The following is a 19,300-nucleotide window of genomic DNA, read 5'->3' as shown; positions in this document are numbered from 1 at the left end:
TCTCGGGCTTTTTTTATTTTTATAATTCAAAAAAAAGAATCGTGAAAAAGAAGTCATTTACCGTTGAGGAAGCCAAAATCAAACTGATGCGTTATTGCGCTTATCAAGAGCGATGTCACCAAGAGGTCAATAAAAAATTAGATGAACTCCATATAATTCCCCTAGCAAAAGAGCATATTATAGTCGAGTTGATTCAGCAGGACTTTTTAAATGAAGAACGCTTTGCAAAAATATTTACCATTAGCAAATTCAATCAAAAAAACTGGGGCAAAAAAAGAATTATTAACGAGCTGAAACGTAGAGAGATTAGCGCTATAAATATCAAAACCAGCTTAAATCAAATCGACGAATCTGAGTATTTAGCAAAGTTAAGCCGTCTTGTTGAAAAAAAATGGAATGCTACCGCAGAATCTAATCTAGCAAATAAAAAGAAAAAAGTAATGAATTACTTTCTTTATAGAGGTTGGGAGACCCATCTGGTGTATGAGCAAATTCAAAATCAGGGTGATATCAAGTAGTTTTCAATTTATGTTCGGTTCTTTTTATAGCCTCCCTGTTTTTATAGTCTATCCAATCTTGCCCCTTCCATTTTCGCATAAAGTTATCGTAATTGCGCATAATAAAAATATTATAAATTGCCTTTGCTAGGTTTTTTGGCTTTCGCGGAATTGATCTAAGGCTCATAGAAAAACCTGGAGTAACATATCGCATATAGTGCCAATATCCTTCTGGCATATACAACATATCCCCATGCTTTAAACTAGCCTTAAACCCTCTAGCTTTAACTAATGCAGGCCATTTTTTAAAATCTGGATTACTAAAATCGATATCTTCTCTTACAATTAAAGAATGAGGGATTTTATATAAATAATCATTTTGCTTTTGGTCAAATAAAATTACCTCTTTTTCTCCGTGAAAATGAAAGTGAAAAATATTGGCCAAATCGATATCATAATGCATAAAGGTGTAAGAATCTTTTCCGCCAAAAAATAACATCGGTAAAGTTTTTAAAAACCTAACCCCAAAATTTGGGTAATTAAAATCATTTTGAAGATCTGGTGCCTCTTTAAGGATGTTCCATAAAAAAATCCTGTATTTGGTAGGCTCATTTTTTAATAAATCTACATATTCCTTCAGCTTCATACGAGCGTGCGGCTCATTAAAGCCTTCATCATGCCGCACCGGTCGATCATCATATAAAGGGACAACTTTGTCTCCTGCCTGCTCTACCATATAATCTAAATTCCATTTTTGGTAGGCTGGCCAATGGGTGATGCCTTTTTCTATGATAAGGGGTTTCTGTGGCTTCAGGTAGTTTTCTTTAAAAGATTTTGGGCTAATATCTTGAACCCGCTCAATAGATTGTAAATTCAATTTTTGCATTTGGTATAGGCTTTAAAATAAAAAGCCTTGGTAGAACCAAGGCTTAAATGTTAAATCAGGTTACCCCAATATCCTAATTTACAAAAACTAAATTAATTAGCTAGATCAAAAATACGAAATTCTTCCACTTTTTATCGGTTTGATTGAACTTTTTTCGACAAAAAATCAATCTTCTTGTTCCTTTTCGTGCTCTACAAACTCTTCTTTACTACTTAAATGGTGTGTAATTCGCTTGTATTTCCCCTTAAGATCGTCTCTCTTTGTTTTTTTCCACAAAGGCATTCCTAACAAATAACTTGCTCTGCCAATTAAGTGAGCCCCTACCGGTGCAGTTAAAATTATAAATAAAATTATAGCCAGTACACGTGAAGTTACCGATAAATTATCAAAATAAATGGCCGCGGCCACAAGTATTAACCCTACCCCCAGCGTAACGGCTTTTGTGGTTACCGATATACGTAGGTATGTATCTGGCATACGTAAGAACCCTACTGCAGCCAAAAAAATAAATACTGCGCCTAATGTTGAAAAACCTATTATGAGTGCATCTGTCATTTTTATTTATTTTTCTGAGCTTTATTCAAGTTTGCTTTATTGCTTTTTTCTAGATAATACGAGAAAGCCACAGTACTTAAAAACGCGATAAGCCCTAATATCATTGCGATATCTAAAAACGTAGATTGGTCGTAAACAATACTGTAAACAGCAATAATGGTTATACCAATTGTAATTAATAAATCTAATGCTACTACGCGATCTACTATTCTTGGCCCCATAACAAAGCGAATAAAAACCAATAGCACCGAAATGGCCAGAATGGGCAATATGATATAATATAAATATTCTTCTACTGTCATCTTAAAATCTCTAATAAACGTTTTTCAAAACCATTTTTAATATCTCTTACAAAATCTTCTTTGTTTTCCATGTACATGGCGTGCACGTACAGAACTTTTCGGTCATCACTCACATCTAAACTCAAAGTACCTGGTGTTAAAGTTATAAGATTAGCCAATAAGGCAATTTCTAATTCTGTTTCGGCGTCTAAGGGCACCTGAACAATTGCTGGTTGCATATAGAAGGTTGGGGTAACCACATCATAAGCGACCTGTAAGTTTGCTTTTAGCAATTCATATAAAAAGAAGAAAACAAAGGATATTAACTTTGGTATTATTTTAAAATACTTCGCATCACCTTTACCTCGGGTAATCACATACAAAACCACAAAACTTAAAACAAAGCCAAATACATAATTAGAAAAATTAAAATCTCCAGTAATGGCCACCCAAATAAAGGTAAGTAGTATGTTAGATAAGAATCTATTTTTCATAGTTAATTATTTGGTAGAACCGCATTGATATAAAAATCGGTGTTCATTAATTCACTGGTTATCCGTATAGACAACTGCTGGATGTTTTCAGCTCCAAAACCTAAATATAACGAAACTCCTGTTAACATCAATATAGGTAAAATCATTTGCAATTTCCTAGCAAGAGTCATTTTCTTAAAGTACAAGAAGTGATTCTTCTTAGGAAACTTATCTGGATCTTTCCAGAACACCTCAGCCCATAGCTTAGCTACTACAACTAGGGTTATAAAACTTGCAAAAATAACGGCTGCCAAAATAAAGTAACTCTGCGTATCGAAACTAGCAATAATTAAGCTAATCTTTGGCCAAAAACCAGACAAAGGGGGAACTCCTATAAGCGAAAACATGGGAATAATCATCATTAAGCTTAATTTTGGATATTCTTTATAGATACCGCCTAGCTCTTTAAATCTATTACTTCCTTTAATTCGGTAAATTAAACCACTAATCATAAACAGATTTGTTTTTACCACGATATCATGAATTAAATAAAACACAGCCCCTGCTATTGCCAATTCTGTAAACATTGCCAAACCAGCAATCATAAATCCTATATGGCAAATAATCAAGTAAGAAAATACCTTTCGTACGTTAGTTTGCACCATAGCGCCTAGACCTCCGCTTATTAATGTAAGTATAGCTATTACCATTAAAATTTGGTCAAGCAATACATCTTCTACAAACATTAGGCTAAAGAAACGAATTAGTGCATATACGCCTACTTTTGTGAGTAAACCTCCAAAAATCGCAGCAATAGCAGATGGAGGCGTATGGTATGAGGCTGGAAGCCAAAAATACAGTGGAAAAACAGCCGATTTGATTCCGAAAGCCACCAAAAATAGAATCGCAGCAACTTCTACCAGACCTCTATTTTCAATCTGTGGAATTAAAATAGCCAAATCTGCCATATTTAACGATCCGGCTAATCCGTAAAGCACAGCAATTGCGGTTAAAAAAATAATCGAAGCCAGAAAGTTCAATGTAAAATATTTAACTGCACCTTCTATTTGTGCTTTTTCGCCACCAAGAGTTATTAAAACAAATGAGCTTATTATAATAATTTCGAACCAAACATAAAGGTTAAAGATATCGCCGGTTAAAAATGCTCCTGTAAGGCCTAAAATTAAAAAATGGAAAATAGAAAAATAGCCAAATCTCAATCTGGCTGGGATAAGTGATGCCGCCGAATAGCTAGATACCGCGAGCCCAGCTATAGATGTTAACAATACGAGAGTGGCCGCTAACATATCGCCCACAAAACTTATTCCGAAAGGGGCTTTCCAACTGGCGGCTTGAACTACCAAGGTACCATTTTGCCAAACCTCATAAAAGAGAGCTACAGAAAGGCCCACCCCAATTGCACTTCCTACAATACTTATAATTTTTTGTATTTGGATATGGCGCCAAGCAAACATCAACACGATGCTTAAAAACAATTGCCAAAGTAATGGATATAGTAAAAATTGTTGCGTCATACTTCTTCTTCTATGGTATTCATTTCGTCTAAATCATCTGTTTTAACTACTTGGTAAGCTCGTTTTATCAATATTATGGCAAAAGACTGCAAACCAAAACTGATAACAATGGCTGTCAAAATAAGGGCTTGCGGAACGGGATCTGCATAAATATCGGCAAAGAACTTAGTGTCTCCTGGAATAATAGGCGGAGCACCTTTAGTAATTCTACCTAATAAAAAAATGAGCAGATTTGCCCCATTACCAATGATAATAAGCCCAATTATAAGTTTTACTAAACTTCTTCGTAGCATCATATACAAACCCGCTGCATATAAAACTCCTGTCATTATAGCTAAAAGAAACTCCATATTAAGCTGATTCTGAAATGGTGAATATAATGGTTAAAGTGACTCCTAGAACAACAATGTAAACGCCTACATCAAAAAATAGCGCAGTACCTATACTACCTATAACTGGTATAGGGTTCTCTAGCCATAAGCCTGTCATAAAAGCTGCATCCTGAAGAATTACCGGTAACAATCCGCTCAAAAAAGACAAGAGCAAACCTGCAGGCATCAAAAATCCTGGATGAAACTTTAATAATTTTTTTGTGTCTTTGAGTCCGTTGGCAAACGCGTGCAAAACAAAAGCAATAGATGCCATTAGTCCGCCCACAAATCCGCCTCCAGGCAAATAATGCCCTCGAAGAAGGATAAATATTGAAAAAAGCAACAAGATAGGCAAAAGGTAATCTGAAGCTGTTTTTAAAATTAAGGTTCTCATCTCTTTTAAATTATTGTTGTTTTCTTTCTTCTGACTTCAATCTGAGCTTCAATAACCCAAAAACTCCTATAGCCGCAATAGCTAAAACAGAGATTTCAACCATAGTATCTATACCTCTAAAATCAACTAAAATAACATTTACTACGTTTTTACCATGCGCCAACACATACGCATTTTCTGCATAATAAGCGCTTATCTCATTATTTTGGGGCTGTGCCAGAACTTCTAAAGCTAGTATGCTGATTAATCCACCAAAGGCTATGGCTATAACACCATCTTTAATTCGGGTTTTATAGTCTGATAAATTTAAATAGCGGGGAAGTTTATATAAAACTAAAACGAATAAGATAACGGTTAAAGTATCAATAGCAAATTGTGTCATAGCTAAATCTGGAGCACTATAAAACACGAAAAATAGGCAGATGCTATATCCCATAACCCCTGTAGCCGCAACTGCTGCTAGTCTCGATTTCGTGAACACCGCAAAGCCTATAGCTAAAATCAAAATACATAAAGAAACCACTTCATATATGGTTAGTTTTGAAAAAGAACTATAATCAATTTGGTAAGTCGTATTGTTAAGCAGTGTAAAGGCTACCAATGAAATTAAAAAGACTACAATTACGGTGATATAATTGCGCAAATATCCGTTCTGAAAAATTCTTGTCCACAAATCCGAAAAAGATTCGAACCAATCCGCCAAGGTTTCAATTATAAACTTTGGCGAAAGTTTATCAAAACGTTGAATAAAATAGCGTTTAGTAGCATTGGGTTTCCAAATAAAATACAAAGCGATTCCCGAAATGATTGTTATAGCACTCAAACCCAATACGGTGTTAAAACCATGCCATAACTTGATATGGATATCACTTGTATCTACGCCAGTAGTAGCTACTATTGGTTTTATAAGAGAGGCTTCAACCAGACTTGGAAATAAACCAAAAACAAATCCTAGCACCCCTAATATAACTGGTGGTATCCAAATAGCCGGATGTGGGAATGTTACTTTTTCTAATCCTGTAGGCGTTCTCCCTAAAAATGGTTTAACCCCAGCAACATAGCCTGCATAGCCAATTAATATATTAGTAAGAATGGCAAGCGTGGTAAGTAAAATAGCGTTATGTTTAAAATGCAAAGTACTTTCGTAAATAAGATCTTTACCTATGAAACCTATACTAGGTGGAATTCCTGCATTTGAAATTGCAGCTAAACCTCCAGCTATAGCAATAGGCAACATAACCTTGTGTAGGCCTGAAAGCTTAGTAACATCTCGCGTGCCGGTATATAAATCTATCGCACCGGTCATAAGGAATAAAGTTGCTTTATAAAGCGCGTGTACTAGAATAAATACGGCGGCTGCAATAAAAGATTCTTTGGTACCTAAACCTATTAAAAAAGTAAGAATACCTAAAGCTGCAATTGTGGAATAAGCTAAAATTCCTTTTAAATCTGTTCTGAATAAGGTGTGAAATGCGGCATAAAGCATGGTAATACCCCCAACGATTAACAGGGTGTTGTTCCAAAAATCGCTATTTCCTAAAACCGGCGAAAGCCTAAACAATAAATATATTCCTGCTTTAACCATGGTTGCAGAGTGCAAATAAGTTGAAACCGGTGTAGGGGCCTTCATCGCACCGGGCAGCCAAAAATGAAAAGGAAACTGAGCCGATTTGGTGAAAGCTGCTCCAAAAATTAACGCCACAATTAAGACATACAAACTATGATTTACTAAAAGTTCGTTTTGACTTATCATTTGAGAAATCTGGTAGGTGCCAGTAACCTCCCCAAGCAACAACCCGCCTGCTAGAAATAGTAATCCGCCAATACCGGTAATAGATAACGCAGTTAAAGCAGATTTTCGGGAATCTGGATTGGTATTATTAAATCCGATTAAAAAAAATGAACTAATACTGGTAAGCTCCCAAAAGATAAACATAGCCAGAAAATTATCAGATAGTACCAGCCCAAGCATAGCGGCCATAAAGATGAATAGATAGCCATAAAACCTATCTAGCATAGGATGATTTTTTAAATAAGCCGAGGTATAAATAAAAACCAAAGTTCCTATTCCTGTTATCATCAAACTAAAAAGAAGCGCTAAACCATCTAATTTCAAATCTAAGTCTACCCCAAATGAGGAAACCCAAGTGTGCTTGACTGTTACAATTTCGCCAGCGGCAATGGCCGGAATATATTGAACAAAAAATATAAATAATGCTAGCGGAACTAAGCTTAGTAAAATAGAAAGTTTACCCTTCATAAATTTACCAAACAACAACTGAGATAATGCCGCAAAAAATCCAATTAATATGGCTAAAAGCATAGATAAAAGTATTGAATTTACAAATATAAAAACTAAAAGTTAAACCTTTGGCAGCGAAAGTTATATTCTACAGGTTTAACACGTTGATAACATTATACGCAGTTTTAATTATTGTTATTCGATAATTTTATTTACATTTGTTATCGATAAACAATAATATCATGAATAGCTTAAAAACTTTACGCACCTTCATAGGAACTTTATTTTATCTATCTGTATTATTTTATATAATTATAGTGGGGCTATTGATTTATATGAAATTTTTTAGTCAAGATTTAGCCGCAATGGAGAATTTACATTGGCTGTCGATAAACGCATCAGCAACTCACAGCTTAATTTTTTATAGTTGGATCATAACTGGTATGCTCTATATATTTACCCTTAAACTTTTTAAAGACCTTGTTTCGCATTTTTACAGAAAGGACTTTTTCAGCCTCAATCAGATCAATAGATTAAAAATCATTGGAATTTTAATTTTATCCATAAAGGCTGTACAGCTACTAGCAAGCTTTATTTCCGTCTTAATAACCCAAGGTAAAATAGAATTTGGCTTGCATATCAAATATGATTTTACTGGCACCCTATTCCATTTAGTTTTAGGATTATTTTTCCTGTTTTTATCCAAAATTTTTAAAGTTGCTCAACAACATAAAAACGAGATAAATTTAACCATATGACAAAAAAGATAATTTTTTTCACCTTGTTAGACATTCTGGCTTTTATCGTAGGGTTTGCCTTGCTTAATCATATTCTTAGTTGGTTTTTTGGGCTCAAGTTATTGGCACCTGAGGCACCTATAAAAACAGAACTTAACTGGCTAATCAAAACAATTTTCCTACTGCTCGCTTTTTTGAGTTCGGCTTCATTCTTCTATGCCATTTTAAATTTCAGAAAAGTAGCAAAAAATTTCCTCCGTAATGGATTTAACAACCAAAAACATGTGAGCTTAATCAAGCGCATAGGTCTTATGTTAATCTTAGCTTGTTTAACTGAGATTGCATTAGGTGTTTTAAAATATTTTGTTTTTGAAAATTTCCTTGGCGGAGCTAATTTTGGCGTATATAATAGCCATTACGTTTTGTTTACGGGCTGTATTGGTGTTTTTATGCTAATTGTAAGTCAACTATTAAAAGAACATCAAAAGATAAAACACGAGAATGATTTAACAATTTAAGGTTAAAACACTATGCCCATTATTATTAAGTTAGATGAAGTTTTAGAGAAAAAAGGGATGAAGTCTGTAGCCTTGGCTGAACGCATTGGCATTACAACAGCTAATTTATCTATTTTAAAAACTGGGAAAGCCAAAGCAATTCGTTTTACCACGCTTGAAGCTATTTGTGAAGCATTAGATTGCCAACCAGGAGATATTATTGTACATAAATTATAATTGATTATCTTTACTTAGCTAGAAAAAACTTAATCTTATGAAATCAATAAAAGTACTACTCCCCCTATTTCTTACTTTCTCCTTAATAACTTCTTGCAGCAACGATGATTCTAAAGTAGAAATCATTGAAGAAGATAAAACAGAAACCACCGCCCCCAATTCACTAAAATCCTTTACTGTAGACCAAAATGGAGATATTTATTCTTTTTATTTTCATTACTACGACAATAAGCTAGATAAACTTGCTTATGTAAATGAGTTAAATAAAATTACTTATTATTCTTTTACATATAATGCTTCAGATAAAATAGAAGAAACCATTAAATATGAAATGAACCCTAATGCCACTTCTGTGGATTTCGGTGATTCAAATAATTTTAGCAATGTTGAAAGCTCCATAGTTCATAGCTACCATGGTAATAATACATTAAAGGAAATCGCTGGTTATATCTACGCTTATAACAACAATGGTTTAACCTCGCAAATTATGGGCTTAAACATGTTTCCTACTGTCAATATTTTTTACGATGCTAGCAACAAAATAGAGAAAACCGAAACATTTGAAAACGAATATGACCCAGGCTTTAAGCAGTTTTTACAATTTGACAATAATAATAATCCTTTTTATTATTTATTTGATGAGTTTGGGTTTGTAATAGATAAAAATCTAACAGGTGTTTCATATAACGGCTCAACAACAACAAGTATAGGAAGAATCATAAAAGATTTATACTGTATTTGTCCTTACAATATTACTGAAAAGAAAGAGTATGATGAATCTCAATGGCCTTCATATACTGTAGACTACACTTATAATACAGGTGACTATCCTGTAGAAGGAGTCTTTATTGCTGAAAACCTTGACACCCAAGTACAAACTGTACGTTATACTATTAATTTTGATTATTACTAATGCTTTATTTTAGATAATAAAAGCCCGAACTAGTGTTCGGGCTTTTTTAGTTTTATAGTAAGATCAATTTAATCGGCTAACACTATCGCTTTATTATTATTAAATTCAAGCACGCCGCCTTTAATGTGGTACTCTAATCTACCATCTTCACCAGTTGCAAATTCTTTAGCGATGGACTCGTCTAACTCAATTTTCCCGTCTATTTTAACCTTCCCTGCTACCAGAACAGATACAATAGCCTCGTGATTATTAAGCATTTGAAATTCACCATTAATACCCGGTACTGCCACCGAATCAACTTCGGCACTTAACAATACTTTCTCTGGGGTTACAATTTCTACGTGCATACTTTTAAATTTTAAAGCTTTAAAGCATTCTTTATGATTAAGCTTCAGCTAACATTTTTTCTCCAGCCTCGATAGCCTCTTCGATAGTCCCTTTCAAGTTGAACGCTGCTTCTGGTATGTGATCTAACTCACCATCCATAATCATGTTAAACCCTTTAATGGTATCTTTAATATCTACTAAGACTCCTTTTAAACCAGTAAACTGTTCTGCTACGTGGAATGGCTGCGATAAGAAACGCTGTACACGTCTTGCTCTTGATACAGCAAGTTTATCTTCCTCAGATAATTCTTCCATACCTAAGATTGCAATAATATCTTGTAATTCTTTATATCGCTGCAACAACTCTTTTACACGTTGTGCACAATTATAATGATCATCACCAAGAATATCAGCGGTAAGAATTCTAGAAGTAGAATCTAACGGATCTACTGCAGGATAAATACCCAACTCGGCAATTTTACGCGATAATACGGTAGTAGCATCTAAGTGAGCAAATGTAGTTGCTGGTGCTGGATCGGTTAAATCATCTGCTGGTACATATACTGCTTGTACCGATGTAATAGATCCTTTTTTAGTTGAAGTAATACGCTCCTGCATAGCCCCCATTTCTGTTGCTAAGGTAGGCTGATAACCTACAGCAGAAGGCATACGCCCTAATAATGCCGACACCTCAGAACCTGCCTGGGTAAATCTAAATATATTATCTACAAAGAAAAGTACATCTTTACCTTGACCGTCTCCTGCTCCATCTCTAAAGAATTCCGCAATGGTTAAACCAGACAAGGCAACACGAGCACGTGCTCCTGGTGGCTCATTCATTTGCCCAAATACGAAGGTTGCCTTAGACTCTTTCATAGCAGCTTTATCTACTCTCTTAAGATCCCATCCACCGTCTTCCATCGAGTGCATAAAATCATCTCCGTACTTAATAATTCCAGATTCTAACATCTCACGCAACAAGTCATTACCTTCACGGGTACGCTCACCTACTCCAGCAAACACAGAAAGTCCACCGTGTCCTTTGGCGATGTTGTTAATTAATTCCTGAATAAGAACGGTTTTACCTACTCCTGCTCCTCCAAAAAGACCAATTTTACCACCTTTAGCATAAGGCTCAATCAAATCAATTACCTTAATACCTGTAAATAAAACTTCTGTAGATACAGATAAGTCTTCAAACTTTGGAGCCTCACGGTGTATTGACAAACCATCTTTACCGGTTTTTGGTAAATCACCTAAACCGTCAATAGCGTCACCAGTTACATTGAATAGACGTCCATAAACATCATCGCCAATTGGCATTTGAATTGGATTACCAGTAGCTACCACTTCGGCCCCTCTACTTAATCCATCGGCAGAATCCATTGCAATGGTTCTTACCATATTTTCTCCAATATGTGTTTGCACTTCAAGTACGAGTTTTGCTCCGTTTTCTCTTATGATTTCAAGAGAATCATAAATCTTGGGTAACTCGGCGTTCTCTGTGTTAAACTCAACATCAACAACAGGACCTATAATTTGTACAACTTTACCTGTAACTTTAGACATTATCTAATGGTTTTATTTATAGTTTGTAATCACCAAAAATGGTATTGCTTTTTCTGGCTGCAAAGATAGATTTTTTTTATAAATTTTCTAGTACGCTTTCATAAATTTTAAATTACTTACTCTACCGTTACAGATTTTGCTAAATTTCTGGGCTGATCTACATTTTTACCCAACATTACCGCAATATGATATGAGAGTAATTGTAGAGGTATGGTTGTAAGTAATGGCGTGAGGGCTTCAACCGTATCGGGAACCTCTATCACATAATCGGCCATAGATCTTACATCTTGGTCGCCTTCTGTAACTACTGCAATAATTTTCCCTTTTCGGGATTTTATCTCTTGAATATTGCTAACTACTTTTTCGTAGTGCCCTTTCTTGGTTGCAATTACCACCACTGGCATTTTTTCATCAATCAAGGCAATAGGGCCGTGTTTCATTTCGGCAGCAGGATATCCTTCTGCGTGGATATAAGATATCTCTTTTAATTTTAAAGCTCCTTCAAGTGCTACAGGAAAATTAAAACCTCTACCCAAGTAAAGGAAATTAGCTGCATTCATATATTTTTGAGCCACTTCTTTAATATGCTCGTTAGAAGCTAAGGCTTTTTTTATTTTTTCTGGAATTAAATCTAATTCTTCTAAATGGTATTGAAAAACTGAATTCGAAATCGCTCCTTTGGCTTTAGCAAGTTTTAAAGCAATCAAACTCAAAACGGTAATTTGGGTAGTAAATGCTTTGGTTGAGGCTACCCCTATTTCAGGTCCGGCGTGGGTATAAGCTCCTGCATGCGTTTCTCGCGAAATCGATGAACCCACAACATTACATACTCCAAACACAAAGGCACCTTTCTCTTTGGCCAGTTTAATAGCAGCCATAGTATCGGCAGTTTCTCCAGACTGAGAAATTGCAATAACTACATCATTTGAACCTATTATAGGATTTCTATATCTAAATTCTGAAGCATATTCTACCTCAACAGGAATACGTGCTATATCTTCAAAAATATACTCAGCAACTAAACCTGCATGCCAAGAAGTACCACAAGCCACAATTATTATTCGGTCAGCATTTAAAAAACGCTCGAGATTATCATCAACACCCGCCATTCTAACCAAGCTTTGCTCAACCAGCATACGACCTCTATAAGTATCTGTCACAGCATCGGGTTGCTCATATATCTCTTTAAGCATAAAATGCTCATATCCTCCTTTTTCAATCTGCTCAAGATTAAGTTGCAATTCTTGAATGTAAGGATCTACGAGATTATCATTTTTTATTTTACGGATTTTAACCTCTCTACCCCTTCTTACAATTGCCATTTCTCCATCTTCTAAATAAATAGCATTATTGGTAAACTCAATAAACGGAGAAGCATCTGAAGCAATAAAAAATTCATCTTCACCTACTCCAATAGCCAGAGGACTTCCTAGACGAGCAACCACAATTTCATCGGGTTTATTTCTATCAAAAACGGCAATCGCATAAGCACCAATGGTCTGATTAAGTGCAATTTGTACAGCTTTACCTAATTTTATATTTTCTTGTTTTTTAATTTCCTCGATAAGATTAACCAGCACTTCTGTATCGGTGTCTGATTGAAAAGTATATCCTCTAGAAATCAATTCTTTTCTTAAGGCATCATAGTTTTCGATAATTCCGTTGTGAATAATTACCAAATCTCCAGAGTTCGAGTAGTGCGGATGAGAGTTTACGTCATTAGGCACTCCGTGTGTTGCCCACCTGGTATGTCCTATTCCTATTGTACCGCTAGTATCGGTAGTTTTCTCAAACTTCTCTTTTAAATCTTGAACCTTTCCTTGAGTTTTACAAACCTTTAGCGATTCACCATCATACAATGCAATTCCAGCACTATCATATCCTCTATACTCTAATCGCTGTAATCCCTTCAAAACAATGGGATACGCGTCTCTATGACCTATATAACCTACAATTCCACACATAATTAATCTGGTTGTGTATAAAAAATTTCTAATTTCAATTCTTTGCCTTCTGGAGCTTGAACACCATACAATACAGTGCTATAAGGGTTCAATACCATTGGCGAGGGAATCCGCTTAAGTTCAGACTCATTAGGCAAATCTACCGTTACCGGATTAAATACATTAACATTATTAGATAATACTACTCCTAATTTAGAACTAGTACGCTCGCTTTCCGGGTTTAACAAATCTCCTATATAATTCGTAATTCTAAGTTTATAAAAAGAAACACCATCTTCGGTAGTAAGCGGTTGCAAATGGTTCAGCCTTGATATATTCGGATTATTATCATTAGCGGTTATATCTAAAGTGTAATCCGCCAAGGTGGCACCATTGGTTAAATCATATATAAATAAGCGATTGGGTTGTTTTTCCCCTCCAGCTAAAGCCGATTCATTCACGTAAAAAGTAAGATTAGCCTCATTTATTAACCAATTATTTGCTCTCAAATCTTCTAACTCGCCCTCTTCGGTAAATAAATCTATAACCGCCATTGAACCAGCACCTCCTTTAATATAAAGGTCTTGCCCAGTTGGGATATTTTGATTTTGCGTATCAAAAACATTCACCATTTGACCGCCAAATTTCAATCGGTAAATTCCGGTTTCATCTTCTTCATCTACCCCAGTAGCAGGAATATGATAATAGATTAAAATCTCGGCCTCATCAGACCTCAAGTTTAATAAGGTGTATGCTTGTGAGGGCGTACCCGAATTATTCTTAACTTTAAAATAAAGCCCTCTAAAATGATTTTTAAAATTTTCATTACTTAGCAAAGCATCGCTGCCTGCTTTATTGATTACATGCTGTTGAAAATAAGCAGCAGGCAACTTTAGTTTCATTCTAGGGCTTTTAGATAGCGTATCTAATTTACCCGACTCAAAATCAACCACACTTACAGCGCTTGCTGAAGGGCTGAAATTATTTTCAATATGAATTGGCGTACCTTCTAAATTGCTTTCAAATAAACTTTGCTGGTCACTATAATACTTCTGAGTCTCATAGTTTTCTGTTGGATCTAGATCTCTTAAAAAATAATTCGAACGATAAATTTCAAGTGTGTACGAATCATTTCCGTAAAGGGAATCTAATGCATAGGTAACATTCTCTCCTTCTCTTGACTCAATTCGGCTAAAATAAGGCACCAACATTACCACACTATCAACTACAGGATTGCCATTGAATTGAGGGTTTGGAAAACTTAAACGAAGCTGACTTAAAATATTTGCCGAGGTTTCACCATAAACAGGATCTTGATTAAATCCTAGTGCATAACTAGATAAGGCATTGGTTTGAACTTTTTTAATAGGTTCAGTTTTTGCCGTCAGCGAGACTAAGTTGTACTTTTGTGCATTAAAATTGGTCTCACCAACCAGACCGCTTCCTGTTTGAGTCAAATCATCTTCGCAAGAAACAAAGACTAGACTTAATACAATTGCACTTAAAACTATTCGGATAAAATTCATATATTAATCTTCTTTTTCCTCTCCCAAGACATCGTGCAGATAAAAATCTTGATAAGCTTGAGAAAATTCTTCCTTCGACTTGTATTCTAATACAGGTACGTCAGCATTTTCTATATGTTGCAAAACTCCATCTGGCAATTCTGCACTTCCTTTAATTAATGCATCTGAATTATCAATTGCCACTTTCATTAATGCAGCATAATCTGGTTGCTGCAATGGGGTTACCACATCATCTTCTAGTCCATCAAAAAGCACCTTGGTTTGCATTTCACTATCTAACTCACCTTCAAAACCTTTATTATAAATAGACGTTACAATTTTTGATTCGGCAAATAAAGGTTCATTTCCGTAATAATTTCTTAAATAAAGGGGTAAAAGCGAGGCTAGCCATCCGTGTACATGAATAATATCTGGCGCCCAATTTAGTTTTTTAACGGTTTCTATAACTCCCTTTGCAAAGAAAATAGCGCGCTCATCGTTATCATCATATAACTGGCCGTCTTCATCGGTTAAAGTGGCTTTACGTTTAAAATAATCCTCATTATCTATAAAGTAAACTTGCATCCTTTCTTTAGGTACCGAAGCTACTTTTATAATAAGCGGCATATCTAAATCATTTATCACAAGATTCATTCCCGATAAGCGAATAACCTCGTGCAACTGATGTCTTCTCTCATTTATATTACCAAATCTTGGCATAAAAATTCGTATTTGCCCTCCCTGGTTATTCACCATGCGAGGAACTTCAAAAGACATAGATGATATTTCTGTTTCTGGAAGGTATGGGATTACCTCTGAAGACACATACAAAATTCGTTTATCTTTCATAAATAATTTAGAATTGGAAATTACTGTTAACGACAAAAAACAGGCAAAATTACAAAAATTTATGCAGTTTACCAGTAATATATTAATTTTGCACGAGTTAAAAAAATTAACGTGCACATAATACACGAGAGAGAATCATTAGAAAACCAGCTTTCTGCCAAGCGTAAAGCAGGTAAGAAGATTGGGCTAGTACCTACTATGGGAGCTTTACATGCCGGGCATTTATCATTGGTAGAAAAAGCATACACCACAACTGATGTTGTTGTGATTAGCATATTTGTAAACCCTACTCAGTTTAATAATCAAAATGACTTAGCCAACTACCCACGTACCTTAAAGAAAGACAGCGAGTTACTGGCTAAGCATTATCCAGATTGCATACTATTTGCACCATCTGAACAAACTATGTATAGCGAAAAACTGCAAGCACACCCGTATGAATTTGGTCCTTTAGCCAACTATATGGAAGGTCAGTTTAGGCAAGGGCATTTTGACGGGGTGGGAACTATTGTGAACAAATTACTTCGCCTAGTACAGCCAGATTATGCGTTTTTTGGCGAGAAAGACTACCAACAACTCTTGATCATCAAAAAATTGGTCGAAATTGAAAAATTACCAGTCACTATTATTCCATGCGCTATAAGCCGCGAAAAAAACGGCTTGGCTAGAAGTTCCCGAAATGAATTGCTTACAACCGAGCAACGCGAAAGGGCAAGCCTTATTTTTCAGAGTTTGCAAGGAGTAAAGCAAAAGTTTGGCACAAAATCTGTTATAGAACTAAGTGCCGATATTGAAAAAGAGTTTAAAAACTCAGCTATTTTAGAATTGGAGTATTTCATTATTGCAAACGCAGCAACCCTGGAGCCTGCAACAAAGATAGAAGCCAAAATTAAATACCGCGCATTTATAGCGGCTTATGCTGGAGAGGTGCGATTAATAGATAATATAGCATTAAATTAAATCAACTTAAAGATGCAAATTCACGTTGTAAAATCAAAAATTCACCGCGTAAAAGTTACGGGGGCCGATTTAAATTATATAGGTAGTATTACTATCGATGAAGACCTAATGGACGCTGCAAATATTGTAGAGGGTGAGAAGGTGCAAATAGTTAATAATAACAATGGCGAACGCCTTGAGACCTATGCAATTCCTGGACCAAGAAATTCTGGTGAAATATGCCTTAATGGCGCGGCTGCGAGAAAAGTGGCTAAAGGAGATGTACTTATCTTAATCACCTACGCCATAATGGATATCGAGGAAGCTAAAAACTTTAAACCCGCTATATTATTCCCTAATGAAGAAAATAATTTATTAGAATAAAGCAGATGCCTCGCAAGAAATATTTAAAATACCTTAAGACGATACTCCCATTATTTTTGGGAGTATTTTTTGTTTATTTGTCTTATTTACACTCCACCCCACAAGAACGTCAAGCTTTGTATGAGAATATTCTTGAAGCGAAAATAGGCTATGTCTTATTATCGGTAAGTTTTGGTGTGCTTTCCCACGCTTCCCGTGCCTACCGTTGGAAATTTTTAATAGAACCTTTAGGCCACAAATTACCTTTTAAACTTAGTTTCCCGGCTGTAATGAGTGGTTACTTGGCAAATCTTGGCGTTCCTCGTTCGGGAGAAGTACTACGGGCCGCTACCGTTGCCAGCTACAAAAAAATACCTTTTGAAACCAGTCTAGGCACCATTATTTCTGAGCGGGTAGCCGATTTAATTATGCTTTTTTTAGTGGTAAGTTTTACCTTCTTTTTGCAGAGCGAACAACTTATATTTCTTTTTAACCGATTTGAAATCAACCCTTTTATAGGATTATTGGCCCTTGCCATTTTAATAAGTGGAGGTGTCTTGTTTTTACGGATTATTAAACGAACTAAAAATAAATGGCTAAGTAAATTACGAGATTTTGGCCAAGGCATTTTGCTTGGGATGAAAAGCATCTTAAGAATGGAAAAACGAGGGTGGTTTCTTTTTCATACTATTTTTATATGGGCTATGTATATAAGCATGTTTTTTGTAATGAAATATGCCATTTATGGTGCCGAAGATATTCCTGCCAATGTAATTATGCTAGCCTTCGTAGTGGGTAGTTTTGCCATTACGCTCTCCAACGGCGGAATAGGCATATACCCCATTGCCATAGGTAGTGCGATGTTTTTATATGGCATACCTAGAGAAACTGGCGAAGCCTTCGGTTGGGTATTATGGGGCTCCCAAACCTTAGTAAATATCATTTTAGGAAGCCTTTCTTTATTTTTATTGCCTATATTTCAGAATAAGAATTAAATTTTTTATCTTCCAGCAGTTAATCAACTAGAAACCGCTCATATGAAAAGGATGCATTTTATCGTTATTTTATCAATCCTTATTTCTCCATTTTTTATATCAGCGCAAGTTACCTACAAGATTATAAAATCTGAAAAATTACAGGTAGAACGCGAACTCAAAATTCAACTCCCCCGGAATTATAATAAGAATACAGACAAAAAATACCCCCTTGTGGTGGTACTTGATGGCGACTATCTTTTTGAACCAGTTGCAGGCAACATAGATTATTACAGCTATTGGGAGGATATCCCTGAGGCGATAGTGGTGGGTGTAAATCAAATAGGCAGCAGAGAAAACGATACCAAGGTAGATTTTGAAACACTCTTACCAGCCGACGAGGGCGCTCTGTTTTTTGAATTTTTAGGAATGGAATTGCTTCCGTTACTCGAAAAAAATTATAGAATTGCTCCCTTTAAAATGATTATTGGGCAAAACAGAACCGCTAATTTCATGAATTATTATCTTTTTAAAGACAAATCGATATTTGATGCCTACATCAACTTGAGTCCAGATTACCTAAGACCTGTATCTAACAATCTTGCTACCCAATTAAAAGCTATTGACCAAAAAATATGGTATTACATAGCCACGGGTAGCAATGACATCCCTGCCCTTCACGAAACAATTCTAGCCACCGACAAGCGTTTACGAACACTAGAAAACCAAAAGTTGTTTTATTATTTTGACAACATCGAGAACGCTACACATTACACCCTAGTAGGAAAAGCTATCCCCAGTGCTTTAGAACAGATATTTTCGGTCTTTAGAGCTTATTCTGCAAAAGATTATGAAATACTTCTTGAAACGAATGCACTGGTTGATCATTTAATCGAGAAATATAAAACCATAGAAAATCAATATGGTTTAGCTATAAAAATCCGCGTAAGCGATTTTGTAATGATTGCCAAAGCTATTGAAGTAAATGAAAAATATGATGAATATAAAGAATTAAGCAAGTTAGCTTCAAAAGCACACGAAAAAACCATGCTGGGTGATTATTTTGAGGCTCGCTATTATGAAACAAGTGGAAAGCCAAAAAAAGCCTTACGGAAATATCAAGTCGCTTTTGGGAAAGAAGAGGTCGCTTTCATTAATAAAGACCTAATTTTAGAAAAAATAAATACCTTGAAAAAAGATTTTGGGTTGTAAA

22 protein-coding genes are annotated in these 19,300 nt (G+C 35.4%); 9 read left to right on the top strand and 13 right to left on the bottom strand.

Translation table 11 applies throughout. The annotated features are described in order from the left end of the window. Positions 1-41 precede the first annotated feature (41 nt). A complete protein-coding gene (locus tag FT993_RS09105; protein ID WP_370450891.1) occupies positions 42-518 on the top strand; it encodes a regulatory protein RecX in 477 nt (158 codons plus the stop codon). Here FT993_RS09105 and FT993_RS09100 read toward each other — a convergent pair. From FT993_RS09100 to FT993_RS09065, 8 genes are all read right to left on the bottom strand, one after another. Further along, complete coding sequence (locus tag FT993_RS09100; RefSeq protein WP_147862234.1) at positions 511-1,383, bottom strand: cupin-like domain-containing protein; 873 nt, start codon at positions 1,381-1,383, stop codon at positions 511-513. The genes FT993_RS09105 and FT993_RS09100 overlap by 8 nt on opposite strands. Positions 1,384-1,548: 165 nt before the next feature. Next, positions 1,549-1,938 (bottom strand): monovalent cation/H(+) antiporter subunit G, encoded by a 390-nt coding sequence (gene mnhG, locus FT993_RS09095; protein WP_147862233.1) that lies wholly within the window; start codon positions 1,936-1,938, stop codon positions 1,549-1,551. 2 nt (positions 1,939-1,940) lie between these two features. Beyond that, positions 1,941-2,240, bottom strand: a complete 300-nt coding sequence (locus FT993_RS09090; protein ID WP_147862232.1) for a cation:proton antiporter — start codon at positions 2,238-2,240, stop codon at positions 1,941-1,943. After that, a complete protein-coding gene (locus tag FT993_RS09085) occupies positions 2,237-2,713 on the bottom strand; it encodes a Na+/H+ antiporter subunit E (RefSeq protein ID WP_147862231.1) in 477 nt (158 codons plus the stop codon). Before FT993_RS09085 ends, FT993_RS09090 begins: the two co-directional genes overlap by 4 nt. Positions 2,714-2,715: 2 nt before the next feature. Continuing rightward, positions 2,716-4,227 carry a proton-conducting transporter membrane subunit gene (locus FT993_RS09080; RefSeq protein WP_147862230.1) on the bottom strand — a complete coding sequence of 504 codons (1,512 nt, stop codon included), beginning with the start codon at positions 4,225-4,227 and terminating at the stop codon, positions 2,716-2,718. Next, complete coding sequence (locus tag FT993_RS09075) at positions 4,224-4,577, bottom strand: Na+/H+ antiporter subunit C (RefSeq protein WP_147862229.1); 354 nt, start codon at positions 4,575-4,577, stop codon at positions 4,224-4,226. The genes FT993_RS09080 and FT993_RS09075 overlap by 4 nt, the downstream gene beginning before the upstream one ends. Before the next feature lies 1 nt (position 4,578). Then, entirely contained in the window at positions 4,579-4,992 is a 414-nt protein-coding gene (locus FT993_RS09070; protein WP_147862228.1) for a Na+/H+ antiporter subunit B, read from the bottom strand. Positions 4,993-5,002: 10 nt separating this feature from the next. Then, a complete protein-coding gene (locus tag FT993_RS09065) occupies positions 5,003-7,315 on the bottom strand; it encodes a putative monovalent cation/H+ antiporter subunit A (protein WP_147862227.1) in 2,313 nt (770 codons plus the stop codon). Positions 7,316-7,476: 161 nt separating this feature from the next. Here FT993_RS09065 and FT993_RS09060 point away from each other — a divergent pair, with 161 nt between their 5' ends. Genes FT993_RS09060 through FT993_RS09045 form a run of 4 tightly spaced genes read left to right on the top strand, consistent with a single transcriptional unit; the run spans position 7,477 to position 9,618 of the window. Next, positions 7,477-7,992 carry a DUF2975 domain-containing protein gene (locus FT993_RS09060; protein WP_147862226.1) on the top strand — a complete coding sequence of 172 codons (516 nt, stop codon included), beginning with the start codon at positions 7,477-7,479 and terminating at the stop codon, positions 7,990-7,992. After that, complete coding sequence (locus FT993_RS09055) at positions 7,989-8,489, top strand: DUF2975 domain-containing protein (RefSeq protein WP_147862225.1); 501 nt, start codon at positions 7,989-7,991, stop codon at positions 8,487-8,489. Before FT993_RS09060 ends, FT993_RS09055 begins: the two co-directional genes overlap by 4 nt. Before the next feature lie 12 nt (positions 8,490-8,501). Next, positions 8,502-8,705 (top strand): helix-turn-helix transcriptional regulator, encoded by a 204-nt coding sequence (locus FT993_RS09050; RefSeq protein WP_147862224.1) that lies wholly within the window; start codon positions 8,502-8,504, stop codon positions 8,703-8,705. A gap of 37 nt (positions 8,706-8,742) precedes the next feature. Then, positions 8,743-9,618: a hypothetical protein gene (locus FT993_RS09045; RefSeq protein ID WP_147862223.1), complete on the top strand. Its 876-nt coding sequence runs from the start codon at positions 8,743-8,745 to the stop codon at positions 9,616-9,618. A 68-nt stretch (positions 9,619-9,686) separates the two neighbouring features. Here the strand turns inward: FT993_RS09045 and FT993_RS09040 are convergent, their stop codons facing one another. The 5 genes from FT993_RS09040 to FT993_RS09020 all read right to left on the bottom strand — a co-directional run bounded on the left by FT993_RS09040 (position 9,687) and on the right by FT993_RS09020 (position 15,811). Continuing rightward, the gene (locus tag FT993_RS09040; protein ID WP_147862222.1) at positions 9,687-9,965 is read right to left on the bottom strand and encodes a F0F1 ATP synthase subunit epsilon; all 279 of its coding nucleotides are present in this window, start codon (positions 9,963-9,965) and stop codon (positions 9,687-9,689) included. Between the two features lie 37 nt (positions 9,966-10,002). Continuing rightward, positions 10,003-11,514, bottom strand: a complete 1,512-nt coding sequence (gene atpD / locus FT993_RS09035) for a F0F1 ATP synthase subunit beta (RefSeq protein ID WP_147862221.1) — start codon at positions 11,512-11,514, stop codon at positions 10,003-10,005. Between the two features lie 116 nt (positions 11,515-11,630). Then, positions 11,631-13,478, bottom strand: a complete 1,848-nt coding sequence (gene glmS / locus FT993_RS09030; RefSeq protein WP_147862220.1) for a glutamine--fructose-6-phosphate transaminase (isomerizing) — start codon at positions 13,476-13,478, stop codon at positions 11,631-11,633. 2 nt (positions 13,479-13,480) lie between these two features. After that, a complete protein-coding gene (locus FT993_RS09025) occupies positions 13,481-14,983 on the bottom strand; it encodes a DUF4270 domain-containing protein (protein WP_147862219.1) in 1,503 nt (500 codons plus the stop codon). A gap of 3 nt (positions 14,984-14,986) precedes the next feature. Next, positions 14,987-15,811 carry a glycogen/starch synthase gene (locus tag FT993_RS09020; RefSeq protein WP_147862218.1) on the bottom strand — a complete coding sequence of 275 codons (825 nt, stop codon included), beginning with the start codon at positions 15,809-15,811 and terminating at the stop codon, positions 14,987-14,989. A gap of 111 nt (positions 15,812-15,922) precedes the next feature. Here FT993_RS09020 and panC point away from each other — a divergent pair, with 111 nt between their 5' ends. The 4 genes from panC to FT993_RS09000 are packed head-to-tail and all read left to right on the top strand — an operon-like array spanning position 15,923 to position 19,299. After that, positions 15,923-16,771, top strand: a complete 849-nt coding sequence (gene panC / locus FT993_RS09015; protein WP_147862217.1) for a pantoate--beta-alanine ligase — start codon at positions 15,923-15,925, stop codon at positions 16,769-16,771. Positions 16,772-16,783: 12 nt separating this feature from the next. Next, a complete protein-coding gene (gene panD, locus FT993_RS09010; protein WP_147862216.1) occupies positions 16,784-17,134 on the top strand; it encodes an aspartate 1-decarboxylase in 351 nt (116 codons plus the stop codon). A gap of 5 nt (positions 17,135-17,139) precedes the next feature. Then, positions 17,140-18,108 carry a lysylphosphatidylglycerol synthase transmembrane domain-containing protein gene (locus tag FT993_RS09005; protein WP_147862215.1) on the top strand — a complete coding sequence of 323 codons (969 nt, stop codon included), beginning with the start codon at positions 17,140-17,142 and terminating at the stop codon, positions 18,106-18,108. A gap of 42 nt (positions 18,109-18,150) precedes the next feature. Further along, positions 18,151-19,299: an alpha/beta hydrolase gene (locus FT993_RS09000; RefSeq protein ID WP_255504457.1), complete on the top strand. Its 1,149-nt coding sequence runs from the start codon at positions 18,151-18,153 to the stop codon at positions 19,297-19,299. The last annotated feature ends 1 nt before the right edge of the window (position 19,300 follow it).

This window comes from Mesonia sp. HuA40 (assembly GCF_008017835.1).
Lineage (GTDB): Bacteria > Bacteroidota > Bacteroidia > Flavobacteriales > Flavobacteriaceae > Mesonia.
This window is presented reverse-complemented; position numbering and strand designations above follow the sequence as displayed.

Excerpts from the sequence above, each read along its gene's own strand:
- FT993_RS09080 (WP_147862230.1), bottom strand. The coding sequence starts at position 4,227 with ATGACGCAACAATTTTTACTATATCCATTACTTTGGCAATTGTTTTTA.
- mnhG (WP_147862233.1), bottom strand. The coding sequence starts at position 1,938 with ATGACAGATGCACTCATAATAGGTTTTTCAACATTAGGCGCAGTATTT.
- atpD (WP_147862221.1), bottom strand. The coding sequence starts at position 11,514 with ATGTCTAAAGTTACAGGTAAAGTTGTACAAATTATAGGTCCTGTTGTT.
- FT993_RS09000 (WP_255504457.1), top strand. The coding sequence starts at position 18,151 with ATGAAAAGGATGCATTTTATCGTTATTTTATCAATCCTTATTTCTCCA.
- FT993_RS09055 (WP_147862225.1), top strand. The coding sequence starts at position 7,989 with ATGACAAAAAAGATAATTTTTTTCACCTTGTTAGACATTCTGGCTTTT.
- FT993_RS09005 (WP_147862215.1), top strand. The coding sequence starts at position 17,140 with ATGCCTCGCAAGAAATATTTAAAATACCTTAAGACGATACTCCCATTA.
- FT993_RS09085 (WP_147862231.1), bottom strand. The coding sequence starts at position 2,713 with ATGAAAAATAGATTCTTATCTAACATACTACTTACCTTTATTTGGGTG.
- FT993_RS09040 (WP_147862222.1), bottom strand. The coding sequence starts at position 9,965 with ATGCACGTAGAAATTGTAACCCCAGAGAAAGTATTGTTAAGTGCCGAA.
- glmS (WP_147862220.1), bottom strand. The coding sequence starts at position 13,478 with ATGTGTGGAATTGTAGGTTATATAGGTCATAGAGACGCGTATCCCATT.
- FT993_RS09075 (WP_147862229.1), bottom strand. The coding sequence starts at position 4,577 with ATGGAGTTTCTTTTAGCTATAATGACAGGAGTTTTATATGCAGCGGGT.
- FT993_RS09025 (WP_147862219.1), bottom strand. The coding sequence starts at position 14,983 with ATGAATTTTATCCGAATAGTTTTAAGTGCAATTGTATTAAGTCTAGTC.
- panD (WP_147862216.1), top strand. The coding sequence starts at position 16,784 with ATGCAAATTCACGTTGTAAAATCAAAAATTCACCGCGTAAAAGTTACG.
- FT993_RS09050 (WP_147862224.1), top strand. The coding sequence starts at position 8,502 with ATGCCCATTATTATTAAGTTAGATGAAGTTTTAGAGAAAAAAGGGATG.
- FT993_RS09060 (WP_147862226.1), top strand. The coding sequence starts at position 7,477 with ATGAATAGCTTAAAAACTTTACGCACCTTCATAGGAACTTTATTTTAT.
- FT993_RS09100 (WP_147862234.1), bottom strand. The coding sequence starts at position 1,383 with ATGCAAAAATTGAATTTACAATCTATTGAGCGGGTTCAAGATATTAGC.
- FT993_RS09065 (WP_147862227.1), bottom strand. The coding sequence starts at position 7,315 with ATGCTTTTAGCCATATTAATTGGATTTTTTGCGGCATTATCTCAGTTG.
- FT993_RS09045 (WP_147862223.1), top strand. The coding sequence starts at position 8,743 with ATGAAATCAATAAAAGTACTACTCCCCCTATTTCTTACTTTCTCCTTA.
- FT993_RS09020 (WP_147862218.1), bottom strand. The coding sequence starts at position 15,811 with ATGAAAGATAAACGAATTTTGTATGTGTCTTCAGAGGTAATCCCATAC.
- FT993_RS09090 (WP_147862232.1), bottom strand. The coding sequence starts at position 2,240 with ATGACAGTAGAAGAATATTTATATTATATCATATTGCCCATTCTGGCC.
- FT993_RS09070 (WP_147862228.1), bottom strand. The coding sequence starts at position 4,992 with ATGAGAACCTTAATTTTAAAAACAGCTTCAGATTACCTTTTGCCTATC.